Source organism: Mesorhizobium sp. ISC15, assembly GCF_037162615.1.
Lineage (GTDB): Bacteria > Pseudomonadota > Alphaproteobacteria > Rhizobiales > Rhizobiaceae > Mesorhizobium > Mesorhizobium mediterraneum.
Genome location: NZ_JAVSPX010000001.1, coordinates 5756760 through 5774885, shown reverse-complemented (window position 1 = coordinate 5774885; position 18126 = coordinate 5756760). Strand labels below are relative to the sequence as shown.

Genomic DNA, 18126 nt, shown 5'->3' with positions numbered 1-18126 from the left:
GGGAATCATCGCATGGGTCTTTCCGGAATGCAACTCCGAATTATGCGCGATGCTATGCGTCCGGCTTATTCCACCGCTTTGCCGCCGCCTTCTTGGCGATCTCGGCTCGCCGCTCTGGCGTCATGTTTTCCGCGCGCTTCTTTCCGCCCTTCGCACCAAGCGCCTTGGCGGCAGGGTCTTTGCCGTCGTCAATCACGGTGTCTTCTTCTTCGCCGGTCGCAATGCGCATGACGCGGACGGCGTTGCCGATCACATCGGCGGGGCGCTTCTGGCCTTTAGGTCCGGTCGGCATCGTTGTCGCTCCAACCGCCATATCTTTTCATCATTGCGCGCATGCGCAGGATGTCTTCCTTCAGGATTGCGATAGCGTCGTCCTTCGTGATGCCTGGAGCGGGCGACACCTTGTCAAAATATATGGCAGCCAGCTTCCGCATGTTTTGGTCATGCAGTTGCCGAGCTTCCTTCATCAACTCTTCCATCGATTCCAAGGCGCCGTCCTCCAAAATGCTTTCCGCTAAGCATAGGCGGTTTCGCCTAGGGCTTCAAACACGACCGGCGATTTTCTGAATTTCAAACTGAGACACTACCTGAACTTCAGTATGGTTGACATCCCTCGTCTGCCGGGTAGCTTCCAAGATGCAGGCGTTGCAACTCCACAAGGGAGAAGTTTCCGCTCTGCCATAAAACGACGCATGCCGATGATCAAACGGCCTGCGCAAATCGTCCAGGGCACCTTGACGATCAATGAGGAAATGCCATGCGTGCAATCGCATTTTTCGCCGTCGTGTCCGTTGCGACTGCTATCACGAACCAATCTCAGGCGCAGGATGCCGCCGCGGGTGAGAAGGTCTTCGCCAAATGCAAGGCCTGCCACGTCGTCGACGAGGACAAGAACAAGATCGGTCCGTCGTTGAGCGGCGTTATCGGCCGGACGGCCGGCACGCATCCGGGGTTCAAATATTCCAAACCCATGACCGAGGCGGGTGGATCCGGCGTCAAATGGGACGAAGCCACGCTGACGACCTATCTTCGCGATCCCAAGGCCATGATCAAAGGCACAAAGATGGCGTTTCCCGGCCTCAAGAAGGACGAGGATCTTGCCAACGTCATCGCCTATCTGAAGCAATTCTCCAAATAACCCGGTTTTTCCGTTAGGAAATAACCCGGTTTTTCCGCAGGAAATAACCCGGTTCTTCGCACGAAGTAACGCGACTTCGCCGGCCGTTCGAAACTGCGTTCGGCCGGCGCCCTCCCTGGTGGTTGGCGCCGCCGGTCAAGCGGCGTCTTGCAGCCTCTGCATGGCGGACGGCAGGTCGAGCAGACCGTCGCAAACGAGGTCGGCGCCAAGCTCTTCAACAGCAATCTGGGTGTAGCCGCCACGCAGCAGGATGACGGGCATGCCGGCGGCGCGCGCGGCGGCCACGTCGGCGCTGCTGTCTCCGACCATCAACGTGTCACGCGGTTCGACCTGAAGCTGGTCGAGCGCCAGCAGCAGAGCGTCGGGCGCCGGTTTCAGGCATGTCACCGCATCTCCGCCGACGATCGCGCCGAGATAGTCCGTCAGCCCGAAATGCAGCAGGATTTCCCGAGCCGCCAACTGCGGCTTGTTGGTCACCACGCCCATGGCTATTCCGCTCAAGTGGAAGTGCGTGAGAACCTCCCTGACGCCAGGCATCAGCTTTGTCAGGCCGGTCAGATGTCTGCGGTAGATCGGCGCCATGACGCGGTTGGCCTCATCGAGCGCGCTGCCGAGAAGCGGCGTGCCGGAAGCCGCGAAGGCTCGCTCGATCAGTTTCCTGACGCCGCCGCCGATCATGGCCTTGACTTGCTCCAGGCGCAGCGGCGGCAGATCGCGGCCGGCCAGCAACTCGTTGACTGCGGCCGTTATATCAGGCGCCGAATCGACCAGCGTGCCGTCGAGATCGAATAGGATTGCCTTCGGCGATCGAAACGGCCTGCCCATGCCGACGTTCATGCGGCGTCCTTCCACTTGATCGAGCAGCCGATCGAAGCGATCTGGTCCAGCGGTCCGTCGCCGGTTCGGGCAATTTGCTTCATCGCCTCGAACAGGTCGCGCCTCAGCCCGGGCGGTCCGGCGTCGCGCCGCGCCGCGTCCAGCCGGCCGCGATATTGCAGCGTCAAGTCGCTGTTGAGCCCGAAGAAATCCGGAGTGCAAACGGCTCCATAGGCACGCGCCACTGTCTGGCGCTCGTCGTGGAGGTAGGGGAAGGTGAAGCTGTTCGTTCTGGCGAAAAGCTTCATGTTGTCGAAGGAATCATCGGGGTAGGCGTCGGCATCGTTGGCGTTGATCGCGACAAAGCCGATGCCTTGCGCCTTGAGGTCGTTGGCGTCGCGGACGATGCGTGAAATCACCGCCTTCACATAGGGACAGTGGTGGCAGATGAAGGCCACCACCAGCCCGTTCGGGCCGGCGTGGCTGAAGATCGAATGCGATTTGCCGTCAACGCCGGGCAAAACGGCATCGATGGCTTGCCAGCCGAAATCGCAGACAGGTGGGATTGCCGCCATATTTGCCCTCCGATGTGACGGTTTACGCGGCTTTCCGGATCGCCCCGTCGGCCGCCTGCCTGATGGCGCCGATATTGGCGCGAAAGGCAGCCTCGGTGCCACCCCTAAAGATGGCCGAGCCGGCGACCAGCACATTGGCGCCGGCCGCGGTGACCAGCGGAGCGGTCTCGGGCGTGACGCCGCCGTCGATCTCGATGTCGATCGGGCGGTCGCCGATCAGCGCCTTGACCCGCCTGACCTTGTCGACGACAGCCGAAATGAAAGCCTGGCCGCCGAAGCCTGGATTGACGGTCATCAGAAGCACCAGATCGAGCCGGTCGAGCACATATTCGATGACGCTTTCCGGTGTCGACGGGTTCAGCGACACGCCGGCCTTCTTGCCGAGATTCCTGATTGCCTGCAGCGAACGGTCGAGATGCGGCCCGGCCTCGGCATGCACCGTGATGATGTCGCAGCCGGCATCAGCGAAGGCGGCGAGATAGGCGTCGGCTGGCGCGATCATCAGATGGCAATCGAAGATCTTGTCCGTTCGATCACGGATCGCCTTGATCACCGGCGGACCGAAGGTGATGTTGGGCACGAAATGGCCATCCATCACGTCGAGATGGATCCAGTCGGCGCCCGCCCGGACGACCGTTTCGACCTCGTCGCCGAGCCGCGAGAAGTCCGCAGAAAGCACCGAGGGCGCGATGATTGTCTTGGTACCCATGGTCGTCGGCTCCCATTCTATCTTCCGTTTCCGGTCGCTGCACACCAACCGGCGTCACCTTGTCAGCGCGCCTTCGTCTCCGGCTCGCCTTCGAGCTTACCTTCCGCGAACACGCGGCTGCCGCGAATATCGGATTCCTCAATGGTGATAAGGTCGGTCTTCGTCAACGCCCGGTCGCGCGCCGCGAAAAGCCGGTTGGCCTGGCGAAGCCGCGCCCGGTCGAGCCCATTGCGGACCGAGCGAGCGTTGGAGAAATGCGGCAGCCGCATGCGGATCGGGAGATACTCTTCGAGCGCCTTGGCCGCCGCCTCGCTGAGACGGTAGTTCTGTTCCGCCAGCATGATCTCGGCGATCGATTTGAGCTCGCCGACGCCGTAGTCGGGAAAATCGAGGTGGTGGGCGATGCGCGAGCGCATGCCGGGATTGCTGTCGAAGAAGCGGTCCATCTTGTTCTTGTAGCCGGCAAGAATCACAACCAGATCGTCACGGTTGTTCTCCATGCATTGCAGCAGGATTTCGATCGATTCCTGGCCGTAGTCGCGTTCGTTCTCGGGCTTGTAGAGATAGTAGGCCTCGTCGATGAAAAGCACCCCGCCCATGGCGCGCTTGATCACCTCGCGGGTCTTGGGCGCGGTGTGGCCAACATACTGACCGACGAGATCGTCTCGCGTCACCGCAACCATGTGGCCTTCGCGGACATAGCCGAGACGATGCAGGATTTCGGCCATCCTCAGCGCCACGGTGGTCTTTCCGGTGCCGGGATTTCCCGTAAAGTTCATGTGCAGCGTCGGCGCGCCCGAGGTCAGCCCGAACTTGCGGCGAAGCCGGTCGACCAGGAGCAGCGCCGCGATCTCGCGGATGCGGGTCTTGATCGGCTTCAAGCCAACGAGCTCGCGGTCGAGCTTGTCCATCACCTCGTCGATGTTGGACGCCTCGAACTCGGCCTGCAGATCGAACGATTCGTCCTGCGCGGCAGCGCCCTTTGCTATCGCGTCAAGCATGGTTTCGCCTAGCTCCGCTCGCCTTCGGGCCTGTCGGTCGCATAAGGCACGATCGAATAGCCCTGGCTGCGGCCGTCGCGCTCCTGGCGCAGCAGCCGGAACCCGGGTTCGCTGGGCGGCCGGTTGACGATGAACGACATGCGCGGCGCTTCCCAGCCCTTGGTCGAATCGAAGGCGGTGACCCGGACATACATGTTGGCCATGGCTTTCCGGCAATTGTTGATTTCAAGCAGGATGCCCGCCGGGTCCTTCAGGTCGAACATCGGGTTGCCGTACATTTCCCAATAGGTGTTTCGCGGATGCGGATCGTCCGTGTACTCGACGCTGACCGCCCAGTGGTTTTTCAGCGCGTATTTGATCTGCGCCGAAATCTGCTCATCGGTCAGGTCGGGCAGGAACGAAAACTGTCCCTGCGTGACCTTGTTTCCCGGATTGGTCATCATGGCGACGGTTCCTTTCGTCTAGAAGCTGGGCGTTGCGGTTGGCACGAAGTCGGCCGTGTCGGTCGATTCGTAGTTGAAGGTGACGTCCTTCCAGGTCTCCAGGGCCGCCTTCAGCGGCGTGCACCATCTGGCCGCCTGTTCGAGGATTTTGGTCCCTTCGCGCAGATAGTCGCGGCCCTCGTTGCGGGCGAGGATCATCGCCTCCAACGCGACGCGATTGGCCGTCGCACCAGCCTGGATGCCGTCCGGATGGCCGATCGTGCCGCCGCCGAACTGCAGGATGACGTCCTCGCCGAGATAATGGATCAGCTGGTGCATCTGGCCGGCATGGATGCCGCCGGAGGCGACGGGCATCACCTTGTTGAGCGAGGCCCAGTCCTGATCGAAGAACAGCCCGGTTTCGAGGTTCTGCGGTGTGCGCTCCTCGCGCAGCGTGTCATAAAACCCCTTGATCATCAGCGGGTCGCCTTCCAGCTTGCCGACCACCGTGCCGGCATGGATGTGATCGACGCCGGCCATCCGCATCCATTTGCAGATGACGCGAAAATTCATGCCGTGGTTCTTCTGGCGCGAATAGGTCGAGTTGCCGGCGCGGTGCAGGTGCAGGATCATGTCGTTGCGGCGTGCCCACTTGGCCATCGACTGGATCGCCGTGTAGCCGATGACGAGGTCGATCATGACGATGCAGGAGCCAAGCTGTTTTGCGAATTCGGCGCGCTCGTACATCTCCTCCATCGTGCCGGCGGTGACGTTGAGATAATGGCCCTTGACTTCGCCGGTGGCGGCCGACGCCTTGTTCACAGCCTCCATGCAGTAGAGGAAGCGGTCGCGCCAGTGCATGAAGGGCTGCGAGTTGATGTTCTCGTCGTCCTTGACGAAGTCGAGGCCACCCTTCAGCGCCTCGTAGACGACGCGACCGTAATTGCGGCCTGACAGGCCAAGCTTCGGCTTCGTCGTCGCGCCGAGCAGCGGCCGGCCGAACTTGTCGAGCCGCTCCCGTTCCACCACGATGCCGGTCGCCGGGCCCTGGAAGGTTTTGAGGTAAGCCACCGGGATGCGCATATCCTCGAGCCGCAAGGCCTTGACCGCCTTGAAGCCGAACACGTTGCCGATGATCGATGCCGTCAGGTTGGCGATTGAGCCCGGCTCGAACAGGTCGAGGTCGTAGGCGATGTAAGCGAAGTACTGCTGCTCGGTCTTGGTGCCGGGACCTGTGTTCGGCACCGGCTCGGATTTGAACGCCTTGGCGCGGTAGAGCTCGCAGGCGGTCAGCCTGTCGGTCCACACCACGGTCCATGTCGCGGTCGAGGATTCACCGGCGATGGCGGCGGCCGCCTCCTCGTGGTCGACGCCGGGCTGCGGCGTGATCCGAAACATGGCGATCAGGTCGGTCTCCTTGGGCCGGTAGTCCGGCTCCCAGTAGCCCATCTTCTTGTAGGGGATGACGCCCGACTTGTAGCGTTCGCTGCCTTCCTTGAGCGTGCCCGCTGACGGCATGTCGATCTTGTTCATGACAGGTCTCCTGTTTGCCGCTCAGGCGGCTTTCGCGGTTGCGATTTGCGGGTCGAGCTTTCCCGCGGCATAACGTTTCGCCATCTCGTCCATGGCGATAACCCGGATCTTCGAGGCGTTGCCCGCGGTGCCGAAGCGTTCGAAGCGATCGCGGCAAAGGTCGCGCAAGGCGTCCATGGCGGGTTTCAGGAATTTACGCGGATCGAACTCGCGCGGGTCCTCCATCGCGACGCGGCGGAACTGCCCGGCCATGGCCATGCGGCAATCGGTGTCGATGTTGACCTTGCGCACGCCGTAGCGGATGCCGCGCTCGATCTCCTCGACCGGAACGCCAAACGTCTGGGGCATCTCGCCGCCATATTTGTTGATGATGTCCTGCAGTTCCTGCGGCACGGAGGAAGAGCCATGCATGACCAGATGCGTGTTGGGCAGCTTTTCGTGGATCGCCTCGATCACCTGCATGGCGAGGATGCCGCCGTCGGGCTTGCGGCTGAATTTGTAGGCGCCGTGCGAGGTGCCGCAGGCAATCGCCAGCGCGTCGACCTGGGTGGCGGTGACGAAGTCGACCGCCTGATCGGGATCGGTCAAAAGCTGGTCGTGGGAAAGCGCACCTTCCGCGCCATGACCGTCCTCGGCCTCGCCCTGGCCGGTTTCCAGCGAGCCGAGCACGCCGAGTTCGCCTTCGACGGAAGCGCCGACCCAATGCGCCATGCGGGCGACACGTTCGGTGATGGCGACGTTGTAGTCGTAGCTCGCCGGCGTCTTGGCATCCGCCATCAATGACCCGTCCATCATCACCGAGGTGAAGCCGTGGCGGATCGCCGAAAGGCAGGTGGCTTCGTTGTTGCCGTGATCCTGATGGATGCATAGCGGAATGGCCGGATGCATTTCGGTCAGCGCCTCCATCATCTTGGCCAGCATGATGTCGTTGGCATAGGAACGGGCGCCGCGTGACGCCTGGATGATGACCGGCGCGTCGCAGGCCTTGGCCGCCTCCATGATGGCAAGGCCTTGTTCCATGTTGTTGATGTTGAATGCCGGAACGCCGTAACCGTGCTCGGCGGCATGGTCGAGAAGCTGGCGAAGGGTGATGCGGGCCATTGTCGGGTCCTCTTAGCTGCGGAAGTTGGGCTAGATGATGAGCTTCAGCGCCGCTGCGGCGACGGCTTCGGGCGTGATGTCGAAATGCCGGTAGAGATCCGGGGCAGGGGCGCTGGCGCCGAAACCGGCCATGCCGACGAAAGCGCCGGTATCGCCGATCCAGCGGTCCCAGCCGAGCCGGGCGGCGGCCTCGACGGCGATGCGCGGCGCCGAGCCGAGGACGGACTTGCGGTAGTCCGCATCCTGTTCCTCGAAAAGCTCCCAGCACGGCATCGAGACGACCGCGGCGGCGATGCCGTGCTCGCTCTCCAGCCGTTCGGCGGCGGCCACGGCGATCTCGACCTCCGAGCCGGTGGCGATCAGCGTCACGGCGCGGTGCTCGGCCGGCTCGCGCAGGACGTAAGCGCCCTGGCTCGACCGGTTCTCATCGCTCTGTGCCTCCTCGCTGTGTGCTTGGCGCAGCATCGGCAGGTTCTGGCGCGAGAGCACCAGCACGCTCGGCCGGTTCTTGCTCTTCAGCGCCAATTCCCAGCACTCCGCCGTTTCGATGATGTCGGCCGGACGAAAGACGTTGAGGTTTGGCGTGGCCCGCAGCATCGCCAGGTGCTCGACCGGCTGGTGGGTCGGGCCGTCCTCGCCGAGACCGATGGAATCATGGGTCATCACATAGACGACGCGCTGGCCCATCAGCGCCGAGAGCCGCATCGCGCCGCGCGCATAGTCGGCAAAGCACAGGAACGTGCCGCCATAAGGCACGAAGCCGCCATGCAGCGCGATGCCGTTCATGGCCGCGGCCATGCCGTGCTCGCGGATCCCGTAGTGGATGTAGCGGCCGGCATAGTCATCAGGCGCTATGCGATCCATGCCCTTGGTGATCGTCAGGTTCGAATGCGTCAGATCGGCGGAGCCACCGACGGTCAGGTCGGTTGCGGCGTTGATTGCGCCGAGCGCCATTTCGGAGGCTTTTCGCGTGGCAACCTTGGTCACCTTCTCGACATGCTCCTTGCGGAATGCGCCGAGCGCTTCGAAGACTGCGTCGGGCAGGTTGCCGGCGACCGCGCTCTCAAACGCCTGGCGCTGCGGCGAGGCGGCAAGCCGCTGCTCCCAGGCGCGCCGCGCCGCTTGCCCGCGCTCGGCAATTTCGCGCCAGGTGAAAAGGATGTCGTCCGGCACCTCGAACGGCGCGTAGGCCCAGCCGATGTTTTCGCGCGTCGCGGCGATCTCTGCATCGCCCAGCGGTGCGCCATGCGTCTTTTCCGAGCCGCCCAGATTGGGCGCGCCCTTGCCGATCACCGTGCGGCAGGCGATCAGGGACGGCCGATCCGACTGCTGTGCTGCTTCGATTGCTGCTCCAACGGCTTCCGTGTCATGGCCGTCCACCGATTGGACCTGCCATCCCGCGGCCTTGAACCGGGCCGGCTGGTCCATCGATGTCGACAGCGACGTCGGTCCGTCGATCGAGATCGCATTGTCGTCCCAGAAGACGATCAGCCGGGAGAGCTTCAGGTGACCGGCAAGGTCGATCGCCTCATGGCTGATGCCTTCCTGCAGGCAGCCGTCGCCGGCGATCACGTAGGTGAAATGGTCGACGAGGTCGGCGCCATGGCGGGCAGCAAGCATACGCTCCGCCAGCGCCATGCCGACGGCGGTCGAGATGCCTTGTCCGAGCGGGCCGGTCGTCGTCTCGATGCCGAGCGCATGGCCATATTCGGGATGTCCGGCGGTGCGGCTGCCCAGCTGGCGAAACCGCTGCAATTCCTCGATCGGCATGTCTTCAAAGCCGAGCAGGTAGTGCAGCGCATATTGCAGCATCGAGCCGTGCCCGGCCGAAAGCACGAAGCGGTCGCGATCGGGCCAGTTGGGCGCCGACGGATCGATGTTGATGAAGCGGCTGAACAGCACCGTCGCGACATCGGCCATGCCCATCGGCATGCCCGGATGGCCGGAATTGGCCTTTTGGACGCTGTCCATCGCCAGTGCGCGAATGGCGTTCGCCATGTCGCGCTCCGAGACGGCGGCGACGGGCTTCAATGCTGCTGCTTGGCTGTTCATGGCGTCCTCCTCACGACACACGGTTCTTGCGTTCGATCAATTGCAGGATGAGCGGCGTCAGGATCAGCTGCATGGCAAGGTCGAGCTTGTTGCCTGGCACCACTATGGAATTCGGTCGCGACATGAACGAGTCGTGGATCATCGAGAGCAGGTAGGGGAAATCGATGCCGCGGGGATTGGCGAAGCGGATGACCAGCATCGATTCGTCAGGCGTCGGAATCCAGCGCGCGATGAATGGGTTGGACGTGTCGACGATCGGCACGCGCTGGAAGTTGATGGCGGTCTGCGAGAACTGCGGGACGATGTAGCGGACATAGTCCGGCATGCGGCGCAGGATCACGTCCATCACCGCCTCGGTGGAATAGCCGCGCGTTGCGCGGTCGCGATGAATCTTCTGGATCCATTCGAGATTTATGACCGGCACCACACCGATCCTGAGGTCCGCGTGCTTGGCCAGGTTGATCTTGTCGGTGACGACACAGCCATGCAGGCCCTCGTAGAAGAGCAGGTCGCTCGGCGGGAATTCGCGCCATTCGGTAAAATGTCCCGGCGGCGTGCCGTACTGCTTCTCCTCTTCCTCGTCATGGATGTAGGTGCGGGTCTTTCCGGTTCCCCGGCGGCCATATTCCTCAAACACCTCTTCGAGGATCGCGAGTTCGTTGGCCTCGGCATTGAAGTGGGTGAAGTTCGGATTGCCCGCCTTCTCCTCCTCGGCCACTTTTGTCTTCATCGTGGCGCGGTCGTAGCGGTGAAAGGCATCGCCTTCGATGAAGGCGGCCTCGATGTTCTCGCGCCGGAAGATCAGATCGAAGATGCGCTTGACCGAGGTGGTGCCCGCGCCCGACGACCCGGTGATGGTGATGATGGGGTGCTTTGCCGACATGGTGCTCAGGCCCTGAACAGGCCGCGGCGGCTGAACAGCGGCGCACGCTCGCCGATGGCGCTGGGCTCGGTGTGATAGCGGGTGATGCGAGCGACTTCCCGCGCCGATCCGAACACCACGGGCACGCGCTGATGCAGGCTCTCGGGTTCGATTTCGAGGATGCGGGTGATCGTATCGGTGGCGGCACCGGCCGCCTGCTCGATGAGATAGGCGATCGGGTTGGCCTCATAGACGAGGCGCAGCCGTCCCTGGCGATAACCCTTGCGCTTGTCGCCTGGATACAGGAATACACCGCCGCGCATCAATATGCGGTAGCAGTCGGCGACCAGGGAGGCGATCCAGCGCATGTTGAAATCCTTCTCTCTTGGGCCTTCGATGCCTTCGAGGCAATCGTCGATGTAGAGCCGCACCGCCTCGTCCCAATGCCGGTAATTGGCGGCGTTGATGGCGAACTCTTGGGTGCGCTGCGGGATGATCCGGCTCTCGTAGGCCTGGACGAAGGTGCCGAGCCTAGTCGAGAGAACGAAGACATGCGTGCCGCTGCCGAGCGACAGAACCAGCGCCAGCTGCGGCCCGTAGATGAAGAAGCCGGCGCCCAGCTGGTTCACGCCTGCCTGCAAAAAAGAGGCGGCCGGATTTCCGTCCGGCGCGCCAGTTGCAGGGAGGAGCGAGAAAATCGTTCCAATCGACACGTTGGTGTCGATGTTGGAGGAGCCGTCGAGCGGGTCGATGGCGATGGCGAGAGGCGCTTTGCTGTCGAGCAGGACCGGCTGCTCCAGTTCCTCGGAGGCGTAGAGCGCGACCGGAGCATGGCGCATGGCGTCGAGGAAGATGTCGTCGGCGAAGATGTCGAGGTCCTTCTGGATGTCGCCGTCGGCATTGGCGCCGCGGGTCCCGGCAAAGGCGGTGCCGAGCACCCCCTGATTGATGGTGTTGCGGATCTTGGTTGCGGCCTGCGTCAACTGGCGGACAGTCGCAACGACCGCGGAGCGCAGCTCGTCCGGCTGACCGAGATAGGAATTCAGAAAAGCGTCGAGCGTTGCCGCTGGCATTGTAACCTCCCATCCAGCCGCATCTCCTCGGATCGGCCGGATTGGGGAATGAAAACAAACGGTGTATGATAAGTAAAATTCAATAACTTTACTTTCGCAGTAAAAAAATTTTAGTATGGCATATGAGAAACCTCACGCTCAAGCAGTTCAAGACCGTCCAAGCAATCATCAGCCACGGGAAAATCGTCAGTGCAGCCAAGGTGTTAGGCCTGTCTCCTCCAGCGGTGACAATCCAGTTGCGGCAAGTGGAGGAGGAGTTCCAACTGGCCTTGTTCGACCGGACGTCGGACGGCATGCGTCCCACTGCCGCAGGCCTGGCCTTCGTCGAGACGGCGCAGGCGATCGAGGAGCGGCTTCGCCTGCTCGAAGACAAGATGGATGCGATCAAGGGCGTGCGCATCGGCAGCTTGAGGCTCGGCGTCGTTTCCACCGCCAAATATTTCGCGCCGCGGCTTATGGCCGGCTTCATGAAGGAGCATCCCGACATCGACATGCGGCTTGCCATCGGCAACCGCGCCGAAACGATCGACAGGCTGAAGAACCACGACATCGACATTGCGCTGATGGGACGCCCGGCGAAGGAGGTCCCGGTGCGTGCCTCGGTGTTTGGCGATCACCCGCTGGTCATCATTGCGCCGCCCGACCACCCGCTGGCGTCGGCACGCGAGATATCCAAGGAGCGGATCGCCGAAGAGCATTTCCTCATTCGCGAGCCCGGCTCCGGCACGCGCATCTCGCTGGAAATATTCCTGAGCGACGTGCCCGGCCGCATCGACGATCTCGGCGTCGAGATGGGCTCGAACGAGACCATCAAGCAGGCGGTGATGGCCGGGCTCGGCATCGCCTTCATCTCTGCCCACACCATCGCCGCGGAAACCGAATCCGGCCGGCTGGTCATCCTCGACGTTGTCGGCATGCCGATCCGCCGGCAATGGTTTTCGGTGATGCGCAGCGATCACGCGATCTCGCCGGCCATGGCGACATTCCACGATTTCCTGATGCGCAAGGGCGCGATGTACCTGCCCCTGTTCGGCAAGCTCTATCCGCAGACCAGAGCGGGATGACGTTGGACGGGCGGAACTCGACCTGAACGACAGACATACCAAACGCCAGAGATCGCGAGATAGCCCCGAGAAGGGAGTGGAGAACGCCCGGCGATCGTTGGTGTTAGATAAGCGATATGTTATGTTGCAGTGCGAAAGAACAGGGGCCACGTCCTTTCCACCCGTAAGCGATCTGTATGTGCGACCCCTGCAGACTGGTCGGTATTTCGGAAACCTCCCGGGCATGGGGTTCGGGAATTCGATGGGGACAAGGGGTAATGCTTTACACGCTCGTTATGATGGTCTGCCTGACGGATATGCCGCAGACCTGTGAACAACGCGAACAGATGGTGGACGGCCTGGCGATGAATCCCGGGACCGCCTTCATGCAGGCGCAGCCGCTGGTGGCCCAGTGGATCGAGACGCATCCCGGTTATTTCGTGCGGCGCTGGCGCGTGCTGCCCGGCCGGGAATCGTGAGATCCGCCGCGAAGATCGAATGAGGTTCTAATTCTTCTTCGCGGCGAGCGTTTCCGAGACGGCCTTGGACAGTTGATATAGCCGCTGCTCGATTATCGTCGGCACGTCACAGACGTAAGTCAGCGATTGGACGCGTTCGTTGAAAATTCGCGTTGCGAATTTCAGCTGTTCGGTTCGCCGTTCGACCTCGTCGGGATCTGCATCGGGTTTTTCCCGCAGCGCATCGACGTCGGACGCTTCCTTGCGCAACGCGGCGGCCATTTCGAGCTGCTTGTGGGCGTAGCGGGAAATGCCTGAGATCACGTGCGAACGCTCAGTGTCCATATGATCGAACATGCCTTGCACCAGCATCGCCATTTTCGGCGCAAGCTGCTCGGCCGGCAACGATGCGGCGAAATCCCTGATCTTCTTTTGGGCTTCGGCAATCGGCATTCGCCGGGCTGCCACCTCCTCGACCAGGGCGGAGACGGCAGGGTCCTTCGACAGGTCCTTCGCCGCTGGGGGAAGCTCCGGCCCGTTCCAGATTTGGCCGAGCGAGAGCTGCGGCACCTTGCGCTGTATGCAGGGCCAGTCCGGATCGTTGTTCGCCGCCGCCTTGGCGTTCATGCTCGGCATGAGCATGGCAGCCACAGCCAGGCTGCGAGCAAGGCTCATTCGTTCCATCAGGCATTTCCTCCCGTGTCCTGTTTCCGGCTTATCAGGCCGCGCGAAGGGTCGTAGGCGATGATGGCGGCGGCAAGGAACAGCAGTGTGCAGCCGGCAACGACGCCCAGCGACAGCCAGTCAATCTGGCCGTAGAAGGCGAAGCGGATCAGTTCGACCGCATAGGTGAACGGATTGGCGAGGCAGATTTTGTAGAGCAGCGGGCTCGCCTCCTGGATGCGCCACAAGGGATAGAGCGCCGGAGAGGCGAAATAGCCGGGAAAGATGACGAAGTTCATGATGCCGGCGAAGTTTTCGAGCTGCTTGATCATCGAGGACAAAAGCATGCCGAGCGCGCAAAGCATCATGCCCGACAGGAATAGCGCTGGCAGCACCATGAGATAGCCGAGCGGCGGGCCCTTGACGCCCCAGAACCAGGCAACGATCAGGAACGCGTAGACCTGCGCGATCGATACGGCGACGCCGGCGAGCATCTTCGAGACCAGCAGGAACCAGCGCGGGAAGGGGCTGACCAGCAAGGTGCGCATGTTGCCCATCTCGCGGTCATAGACCATCGACAGCGAAGACTGCATGCCCGAGAACAGCAGGATCATGCCGCACAAGCCCGGCGTGATGTAGACCTCGTACAGCACGTAGGTCTTGTAGGGCGGGATGATCGATACGCCGAGCACCTGCCGGAATCCGGCGGCAAAGATGAACAGCCAGATGAGCGGCCGAACCAGCGAGGATATGAAGCGCTCGCGCTGATGCAGGAAGCGCAGGCACTCCCGCAGGACGACGCCTTTGAGGCAAATGAGATAGTGGCGAAGGCCGAATTTCTCGAACCTCACCGGCATGACGCCTGCGACTTTTTCGGGCATTGCGGGAGCGCTCATGGCGATATCTCCGCGGTGCCGGCTGCCTCGATGCGGCTGAGCCTCGAAAAGGCGTCGCGGATCGACGTGGCGCCGCTCGTCCTGACGACATCGGCCACCTTGCCCTTGGCGACCAGGTCGCCCTGCCGCAAGACGACGACATGGTCGCCGTCTTCAACCTCGTCGATCAGGTGCGTCGCCCACAGCACGCCGATGCCCTCGGTTTCGACGAGCTTGCGGATGGTGGCGAGAATGCCTGCGCGCGACTGGATGTCGAGACCGACGGTCGCCTCGTCGAGCAGCAGCAGGGACGGGCGGTGGAGCAGCGCCCTGGCGATCTCGATGCGCCGCATCTGGCCGCCGGAAAGACTGCGTGCCTTGTCATGCTGACGGCCCGGCATGTCGACAATATCGAGCAGCGCGGCAATACGCTGCCGCGCCTCGCGTCCGCCAATGCCATGCAGCGAGGCGTGGTAGGAGAGGTTCTGGTGGACGCTGAGATCGAGGTCGAGCGTGCGGGCCTGGAACACGATGCCGACACGCCGGAGCGCTTCGCCCGAAGCACGGCTGACGTCGTGGCCGAAGATGCGGATCGATCCGCGGCGCGTGTCGTAAAGATGGCTGATCAGCGAAAACAGCGTTGTCTTGCCGGCGCCGTTGAGGCCGAGAAGAACGGTGAACGTCGCCGGCGCGATTGAGAATGACACGTCGTTGAGCGCCCGCCTCGAACCATAGGAATGGCTGACGCCGGCGACATCGAGCGCCGCCACCTCCTCTCCTGGTCCGCTTGTCCTCACATGCTGCACGCCGGCTCGCTCCCTGTCGTCGACAATAGTCTAGCACACCGGGAGTCTGACACACCGACAGTCTGGCGCGCCGGACCCGCGCAGTCCTGCTTTCCGGTGACCCTACTTGATCGTGATCGTGCCTTTCATGCCCCTGTCGGCAAGGTCGGGCACCGACCATGTGTAGATGCCGGGCCGCACGGTGGTAAACTGGACCTGGATGGTGCCGTCAGCGTCGAATTCGAGCCATGCGGGTGCGCCGTTCATGTGCACCTCGAGGTCGTTGATGACGATCTGGTTGTTCCACACATTGCGGAACAGGTCGGTATGGAATTTGTACTCCAGCCCGCCCGCTGCGGTGATCTTCCAGCGATAGCCCTGGCCGGCGATCAGCTGGAAGTCCTTCTGGTTGGCGGTGAACTGATCTTCCTTGGTGCCGAGGATAAGTTCCGGCACGTCCTTGCTGGCCCGGGTTGCCTTCTCGGCTTCGGGACTGGCATCCGTCTTGGTGGCCGCACTGGCGGCCGCGTCATCGTCATCGCCGTCGTTGTCCTGCGCCCAGGCCTGGCCCTGCGTGAGTGCCATGCCCACCAGCGCCGCGAAAGCGACTGCCCGAAATTTCCGCATGATTTCCTGCCCTTCTGCTGTTTTTCTGTCTGTTGATTCAAATTGGGGTTGATTCAATTGGGCGAGACGACGACGCCCCACGGCAGCGCGCCGACGGTCACCGACTGAACCGGCTCGTCGGTCGCCACGTCGATGAAGGTGATGTCGTTCGACACACCGTTGGTCGAGATGATGGTCTTCTGGTCCGGGGTGAAGGCGAGCTGCCAGACGCGCTGGCCGACCAGCACGTATTTCTCGACCTCGTATGTCTCGGTATTGACCACCGCGACGCGGTTGGCAGGTCCGAGCGCCACATAGGCTTTCTTGCCGTCGGCGGTGATGCGCACACCGACCGGCTGGATGGATTCGGCCCTCAGGCCGGCAATTTCGAAGGTGATCTTCTGGACAACTTCGCGCGTTTGATTGTCGATCACTGAAACCGTGCCACCGATCTCGGCACTCACCCAGGCCTGCTTGCCGTCGGGCGTGAACTCGACAAAGCGCGGGCGCGCATCCACCAGCACGTTGTCGGTGATCTCGTGGGACGACGTATCGATGAAATGCGCCATGTTCGTCGTTTCCGACGTGTTGACCATGGTCTTTCCGTCCGGGCTGATGCCCATGCCCTCCGGTTCGACGCCGACCGGGATCTCGGCCAGCACCTTCTTGCCCTCTATGTCGATGACGGTGACGAGATTGTCGTCCTCATTGGCGACGTAGAGTGTCTTGCCGTCAGGCGAGAGCACGAAGAGCTCCGGGTCAGGCCCGGAAGGCAAGGTATCGACGATCTCCAGGGTTGCCGTGTCGATCACCTCGATGGAATCATCGTCGCTGGCGCAGAGATAGACGTGCTTGCCGTCATGCGAGATGGTGATGCCGCGCGGACGCTGCCCGACATTGACGGTCTTCACCACCTGCATCGTCGCGGTGTCGACGACGCTCATCGTGTTGTCTTTCTCGTTGGAGATATAGGCCATGTAGGCCGACGCCGGACCGGTCATGAAGCCGGTGGCCAGAATGGCGAGCGCGTAAGCTCCTCTGTGCACTGAAATTCCCTCCCAATCGGTTCTACTTAAGCACGCATTTTGTTTCCGGCTCATCGACCCCGAGCGTATCGAGCTCGGATACTTGGTGCAAAAAACCTTCCTGCGGCGATGTCGAGACGACCGATCGGCCGTCGCCGAGGAAGATCGGCTGCCGCAACTGCTGGTTCCACTTGCGGAAGGTCAGTTTCTGGCCTTTGAAGGCGGCGATCGAAAAATCGTCGGAGCGGATGAAGTCAGCCATCTTCCGCGGGTCGGCGCCCTGGGTGCGGGTCGCCGCCTCGCCGAGGATGCGCACCGCGGTCCATGCCGCCATATCCTTCGACACCATGCGGCGGCCGTTTGCCTTGGCGAAGCGGTTCTGGATCTGGGTGCCGCCCCATTGCTCGCTGGCCGGATGCCAGGCCGACGGGGTGAGGCCGGCGGTGCCGGCGACCGGCCGCGGAATCCAGGTGCGGAACGGCACGTAGGTGCCGAACACCTCGCTTTCGTCGGCGACCAGCAACACATCGTGCTCCGGCAGGTCCTGGGTGAAGACAGGCATCTGCCGCTGGATCTGGACGACGCCGGAATCGGTCCGCCGTGCCGTGCCGGTGTCCTTGAATTCCTTTTCGCCGACCATCTCGCCGCCGAAGCGCGTCGCCGCCCGGCGCAATGCCTCGGCAAAAAGCCGGTCGCGCTCATGCGAGCCATAGATCAGCACCCAGCGCCGCCATTGCTTCCAGATGAGATATTGCGCCAGCCCGTCGGCCAGCATGCTGCGCGTCGGGATGGTGTGGAAGATGTTGGCGCGGCATTCCTCCTCGCGGAGACTGTCGTCGGTTGCGCCGGCATTGAAGATCAACACGCCGTTGTCGCGGGCAAGATCGGCGATCGACAGCAATTGCCTGGCCGAGATATCTGCAACCACATAGCGGTCGCCTTTGGCGATCATGTCCTGAAAGGCCGAAACGACGTCCGCATCCGGCTTTACCTCGGTCACGTCGAGGCTGAATTTCTGGCCGAGGAAGCTGCCGGTCGTGTTGTTGTCGGCAATCGCCACATTGCCGCCGGCAACGCCTTCGTCGCGCGGCGGAACGTCGAGCACCGACAAGGCCAGCTGCGGCGCATAAGCGCGCAAATAGCCTATCTTGATTTCGGTTATCTTTTTTTCCGGCTTGGCCGTTGCAGCCGGTTGCTCGCCCGTCGCCTCTTGGGCTAGCGCGCCCGGAACGTTGACGGTCAGGGAAAAAAAGCACAAAAAGGCCGCGAGAGTGCCCGGCACCGCGCTCGTCATCGATAAAAATTACCCGTTCTTGCGCTAAAGTCCGATTGTTGTCGGACCGGCGCGAAGTCAAGGTGCCCATGATGAGCTTAGCTGACCGGCAAAAT

21 protein-coding genes are annotated in these 18126 nt (G+C 62.4%); 3 read left to right on the top strand and 18 right to left on the bottom strand.

Features of this window, described 5'->3' with window-relative positions:
- Positions 1–52: 52 nt before the first annotated feature.
- Together RPG13_RS27815 and RPG13_RS27810 are read right to left on the bottom strand one after the other, a co-directional pair.
- Entirely contained in the window at positions 53–292 is a 240-nt protein-coding gene (locus RPG13_RS27815) for an RNA-binding protein (RefSeq protein WP_337126535.1), read from the bottom strand.
- Complete coding sequence (locus RPG13_RS27810) at positions 276–503, bottom strand: hypothetical protein (RefSeq protein WP_337126534.1); 228 nt, start codon at positions 501–503, stop codon at positions 276–278. Before RPG13_RS27810 ends, RPG13_RS27815 begins: the two co-directional genes overlap by 17 nt.
- A 254-nt stretch (positions 504–757) precedes the next feature.
- Here RPG13_RS27810 and RPG13_RS27805 point away from each other — a divergent pair, with 254 nt between their 5' ends.
- On the top strand, positions 758–1138 hold the full coding sequence (locus tag RPG13_RS27805) for a c-type cytochrome (RefSeq protein ID WP_127291995.1): 381 nt from the start codon (positions 758–760) through the stop codon (positions 1136–1138).
- A gap of 135 nt (positions 1139–1273) precedes the next feature.
- On the opposite strand, the gene gph is transcribed toward RPG13_RS27805, so the two are convergent.
- The 10 genes from gph to RPG13_RS27755 form a co-directional block, all read right to left on the bottom strand.
- A complete protein-coding gene (gene gph, locus RPG13_RS27800) occupies positions 1274–1975 on the bottom strand; it encodes a phosphoglycolate phosphatase (RefSeq protein WP_292670400.1) in 702 nt (233 codons plus the stop codon).
- Entirely contained in the window at positions 1972–2529 is a 558-nt protein-coding gene (locus RPG13_RS27795; RefSeq protein WP_337126533.1) for a thioredoxin family protein, read from the bottom strand. The genes gph and RPG13_RS27795 overlap by 4 nt, the downstream gene beginning before the upstream one ends.
- A 22-nt stretch (positions 2530–2551) precedes the next feature.
- The gene (gene rpe, locus RPG13_RS27790) at positions 2552–3238 is read right to left on the bottom strand and encodes a ribulose-phosphate 3-epimerase (protein ID WP_292622890.1); all 687 of its coding nucleotides are present in this window, start codon (positions 3236–3238) and stop codon (positions 2552–2554) included.
- Between the two features lie 62 nt (positions 3239–3300).
- Positions 3301–4239 carry a CbbX protein gene (cbbX, locus tag RPG13_RS27785; RefSeq protein ID WP_337126532.1) on the bottom strand — a complete coding sequence of 313 codons (939 nt, stop codon included), beginning with the start codon at positions 4237–4239 and terminating at the stop codon, positions 3301–3303.
- Positions 4240–4247: 8 nt separating this feature from the next.
- A complete protein-coding gene (locus RPG13_RS27780; protein WP_095489012.1) occupies positions 4248–4682 on the bottom strand; it encodes a ribulose bisphosphate carboxylase small subunit in 435 nt (144 codons plus the stop codon).
- Between the two features lie 18 nt (positions 4683–4700).
- Positions 4701–6194 carry a ribulose-bisphosphate carboxylase large subunit gene (locus tag RPG13_RS27775; protein WP_370453282.1) on the bottom strand — a complete coding sequence of 498 codons (1494 nt, stop codon included), beginning with the start codon at positions 6192–6194 and terminating at the stop codon, positions 4701–4703.
- 21 nt (positions 6195–6215) lie between these two features.
- A complete protein-coding gene (fba, locus tag RPG13_RS27770) occupies positions 6216–7295 on the bottom strand; it encodes a class II fructose-bisphosphate aldolase (RefSeq protein WP_337126531.1) in 1080 nt (359 codons plus the stop codon).
- Between the two features lie 30 nt (positions 7296–7325).
- Complete coding sequence (gene tkt, locus RPG13_RS27765; protein WP_337126530.1) at positions 7326–9347, bottom strand: transketolase; 2022 nt, start codon at positions 9345–9347, stop codon at positions 7326–7328.
- A gap of 10 nt (positions 9348–9357) precedes the next feature.
- Positions 9358–10230, bottom strand: coding sequence for a phosphoribulokinase (locus tag RPG13_RS27760; protein ID WP_127291979.1), 873 nt, complete (start codon positions 10228–10230; stop codon positions 9358–9360).
- Between the two features lie 5 nt (positions 10231–10235).
- The gene (locus RPG13_RS27755) at positions 10236–11282 is read right to left on the bottom strand and encodes a class 1 fructose-bisphosphatase (RefSeq protein ID WP_095489017.1); all 1047 of its coding nucleotides are present in this window, start codon (positions 11280–11282) and stop codon (positions 10236–10238) included.
- 122 nt (positions 11283–11404) lie between these two features.
- Here RPG13_RS27755 and RPG13_RS27750 point away from each other — a divergent pair, with 122 nt between their 5' ends.
- Positions 11405–12346 carry a LysR family transcriptional regulator gene (locus RPG13_RS27750; protein WP_292670405.1) on the top strand — a complete coding sequence of 314 codons (942 nt, stop codon included), beginning with the start codon at positions 11405–11407 and terminating at the stop codon, positions 12344–12346.
- 257 nt (positions 12347–12603) lie between these two features.
- Positions 12604–12804: a hypothetical protein gene (locus RPG13_RS27745; protein ID WP_095489019.1), complete on the top strand. Its 201-nt coding sequence runs from the start codon at positions 12604–12606 to the stop codon at positions 12802–12804.
- Positions 12805–12831: 27 nt separating this feature from the next.
- Here the strand turns inward: RPG13_RS27745 and RPG13_RS27740 are convergent, their stop codons facing one another.
- The 6 genes from RPG13_RS27740 to RPG13_RS27715 form a co-directional block, all read right to left on the bottom strand.
- Positions 12832–13467, bottom strand: a complete 636-nt coding sequence (locus tag RPG13_RS27740) for a hypothetical protein (protein WP_292622882.1) — start codon at positions 13465–13467, stop codon at positions 12832–12834.
- Positions 13467–14303, bottom strand: coding sequence for an ABC transporter permease (locus tag RPG13_RS27735; protein WP_337127066.1), 837 nt, complete (start codon positions 14301–14303; stop codon positions 13467–13469). Before RPG13_RS27735 ends, RPG13_RS27740 begins: the two co-directional genes overlap by 1 nt.
- A gap of 35 nt (positions 14304–14338) precedes the next feature.
- Positions 14339–15091: an ATP-binding cassette domain-containing protein gene (locus RPG13_RS27730; protein ID WP_337126529.1), complete on the bottom strand. Its 753-nt coding sequence runs from the start codon at positions 15089–15091 to the stop codon at positions 14339–14341.
- Between the two features lie 138 nt (positions 15092–15229).
- Entirely contained in the window at positions 15230–15733 is a 504-nt protein-coding gene (locus tag RPG13_RS27725) for a hypothetical protein (protein ID WP_337126528.1), read from the bottom strand.
- A gap of 53 nt (positions 15734–15786) precedes the next feature.
- Complete coding sequence (locus RPG13_RS27720; protein WP_442921361.1) at positions 15787–16812, bottom strand: YVTN family beta-propeller repeat protein; 1026 nt, start codon at positions 16810–16812, stop codon at positions 15787–15789.
- A complete protein-coding gene (locus RPG13_RS27715) occupies positions 16781–18031 on the bottom strand; it encodes an ABC transporter substrate-binding protein (RefSeq protein WP_337126527.1) in 1251 nt (416 codons plus the stop codon). Before RPG13_RS27715 ends, RPG13_RS27720 begins: the two co-directional genes overlap by 32 nt.
- Positions 18032–18126 lie beyond the last annotated feature (95 nt).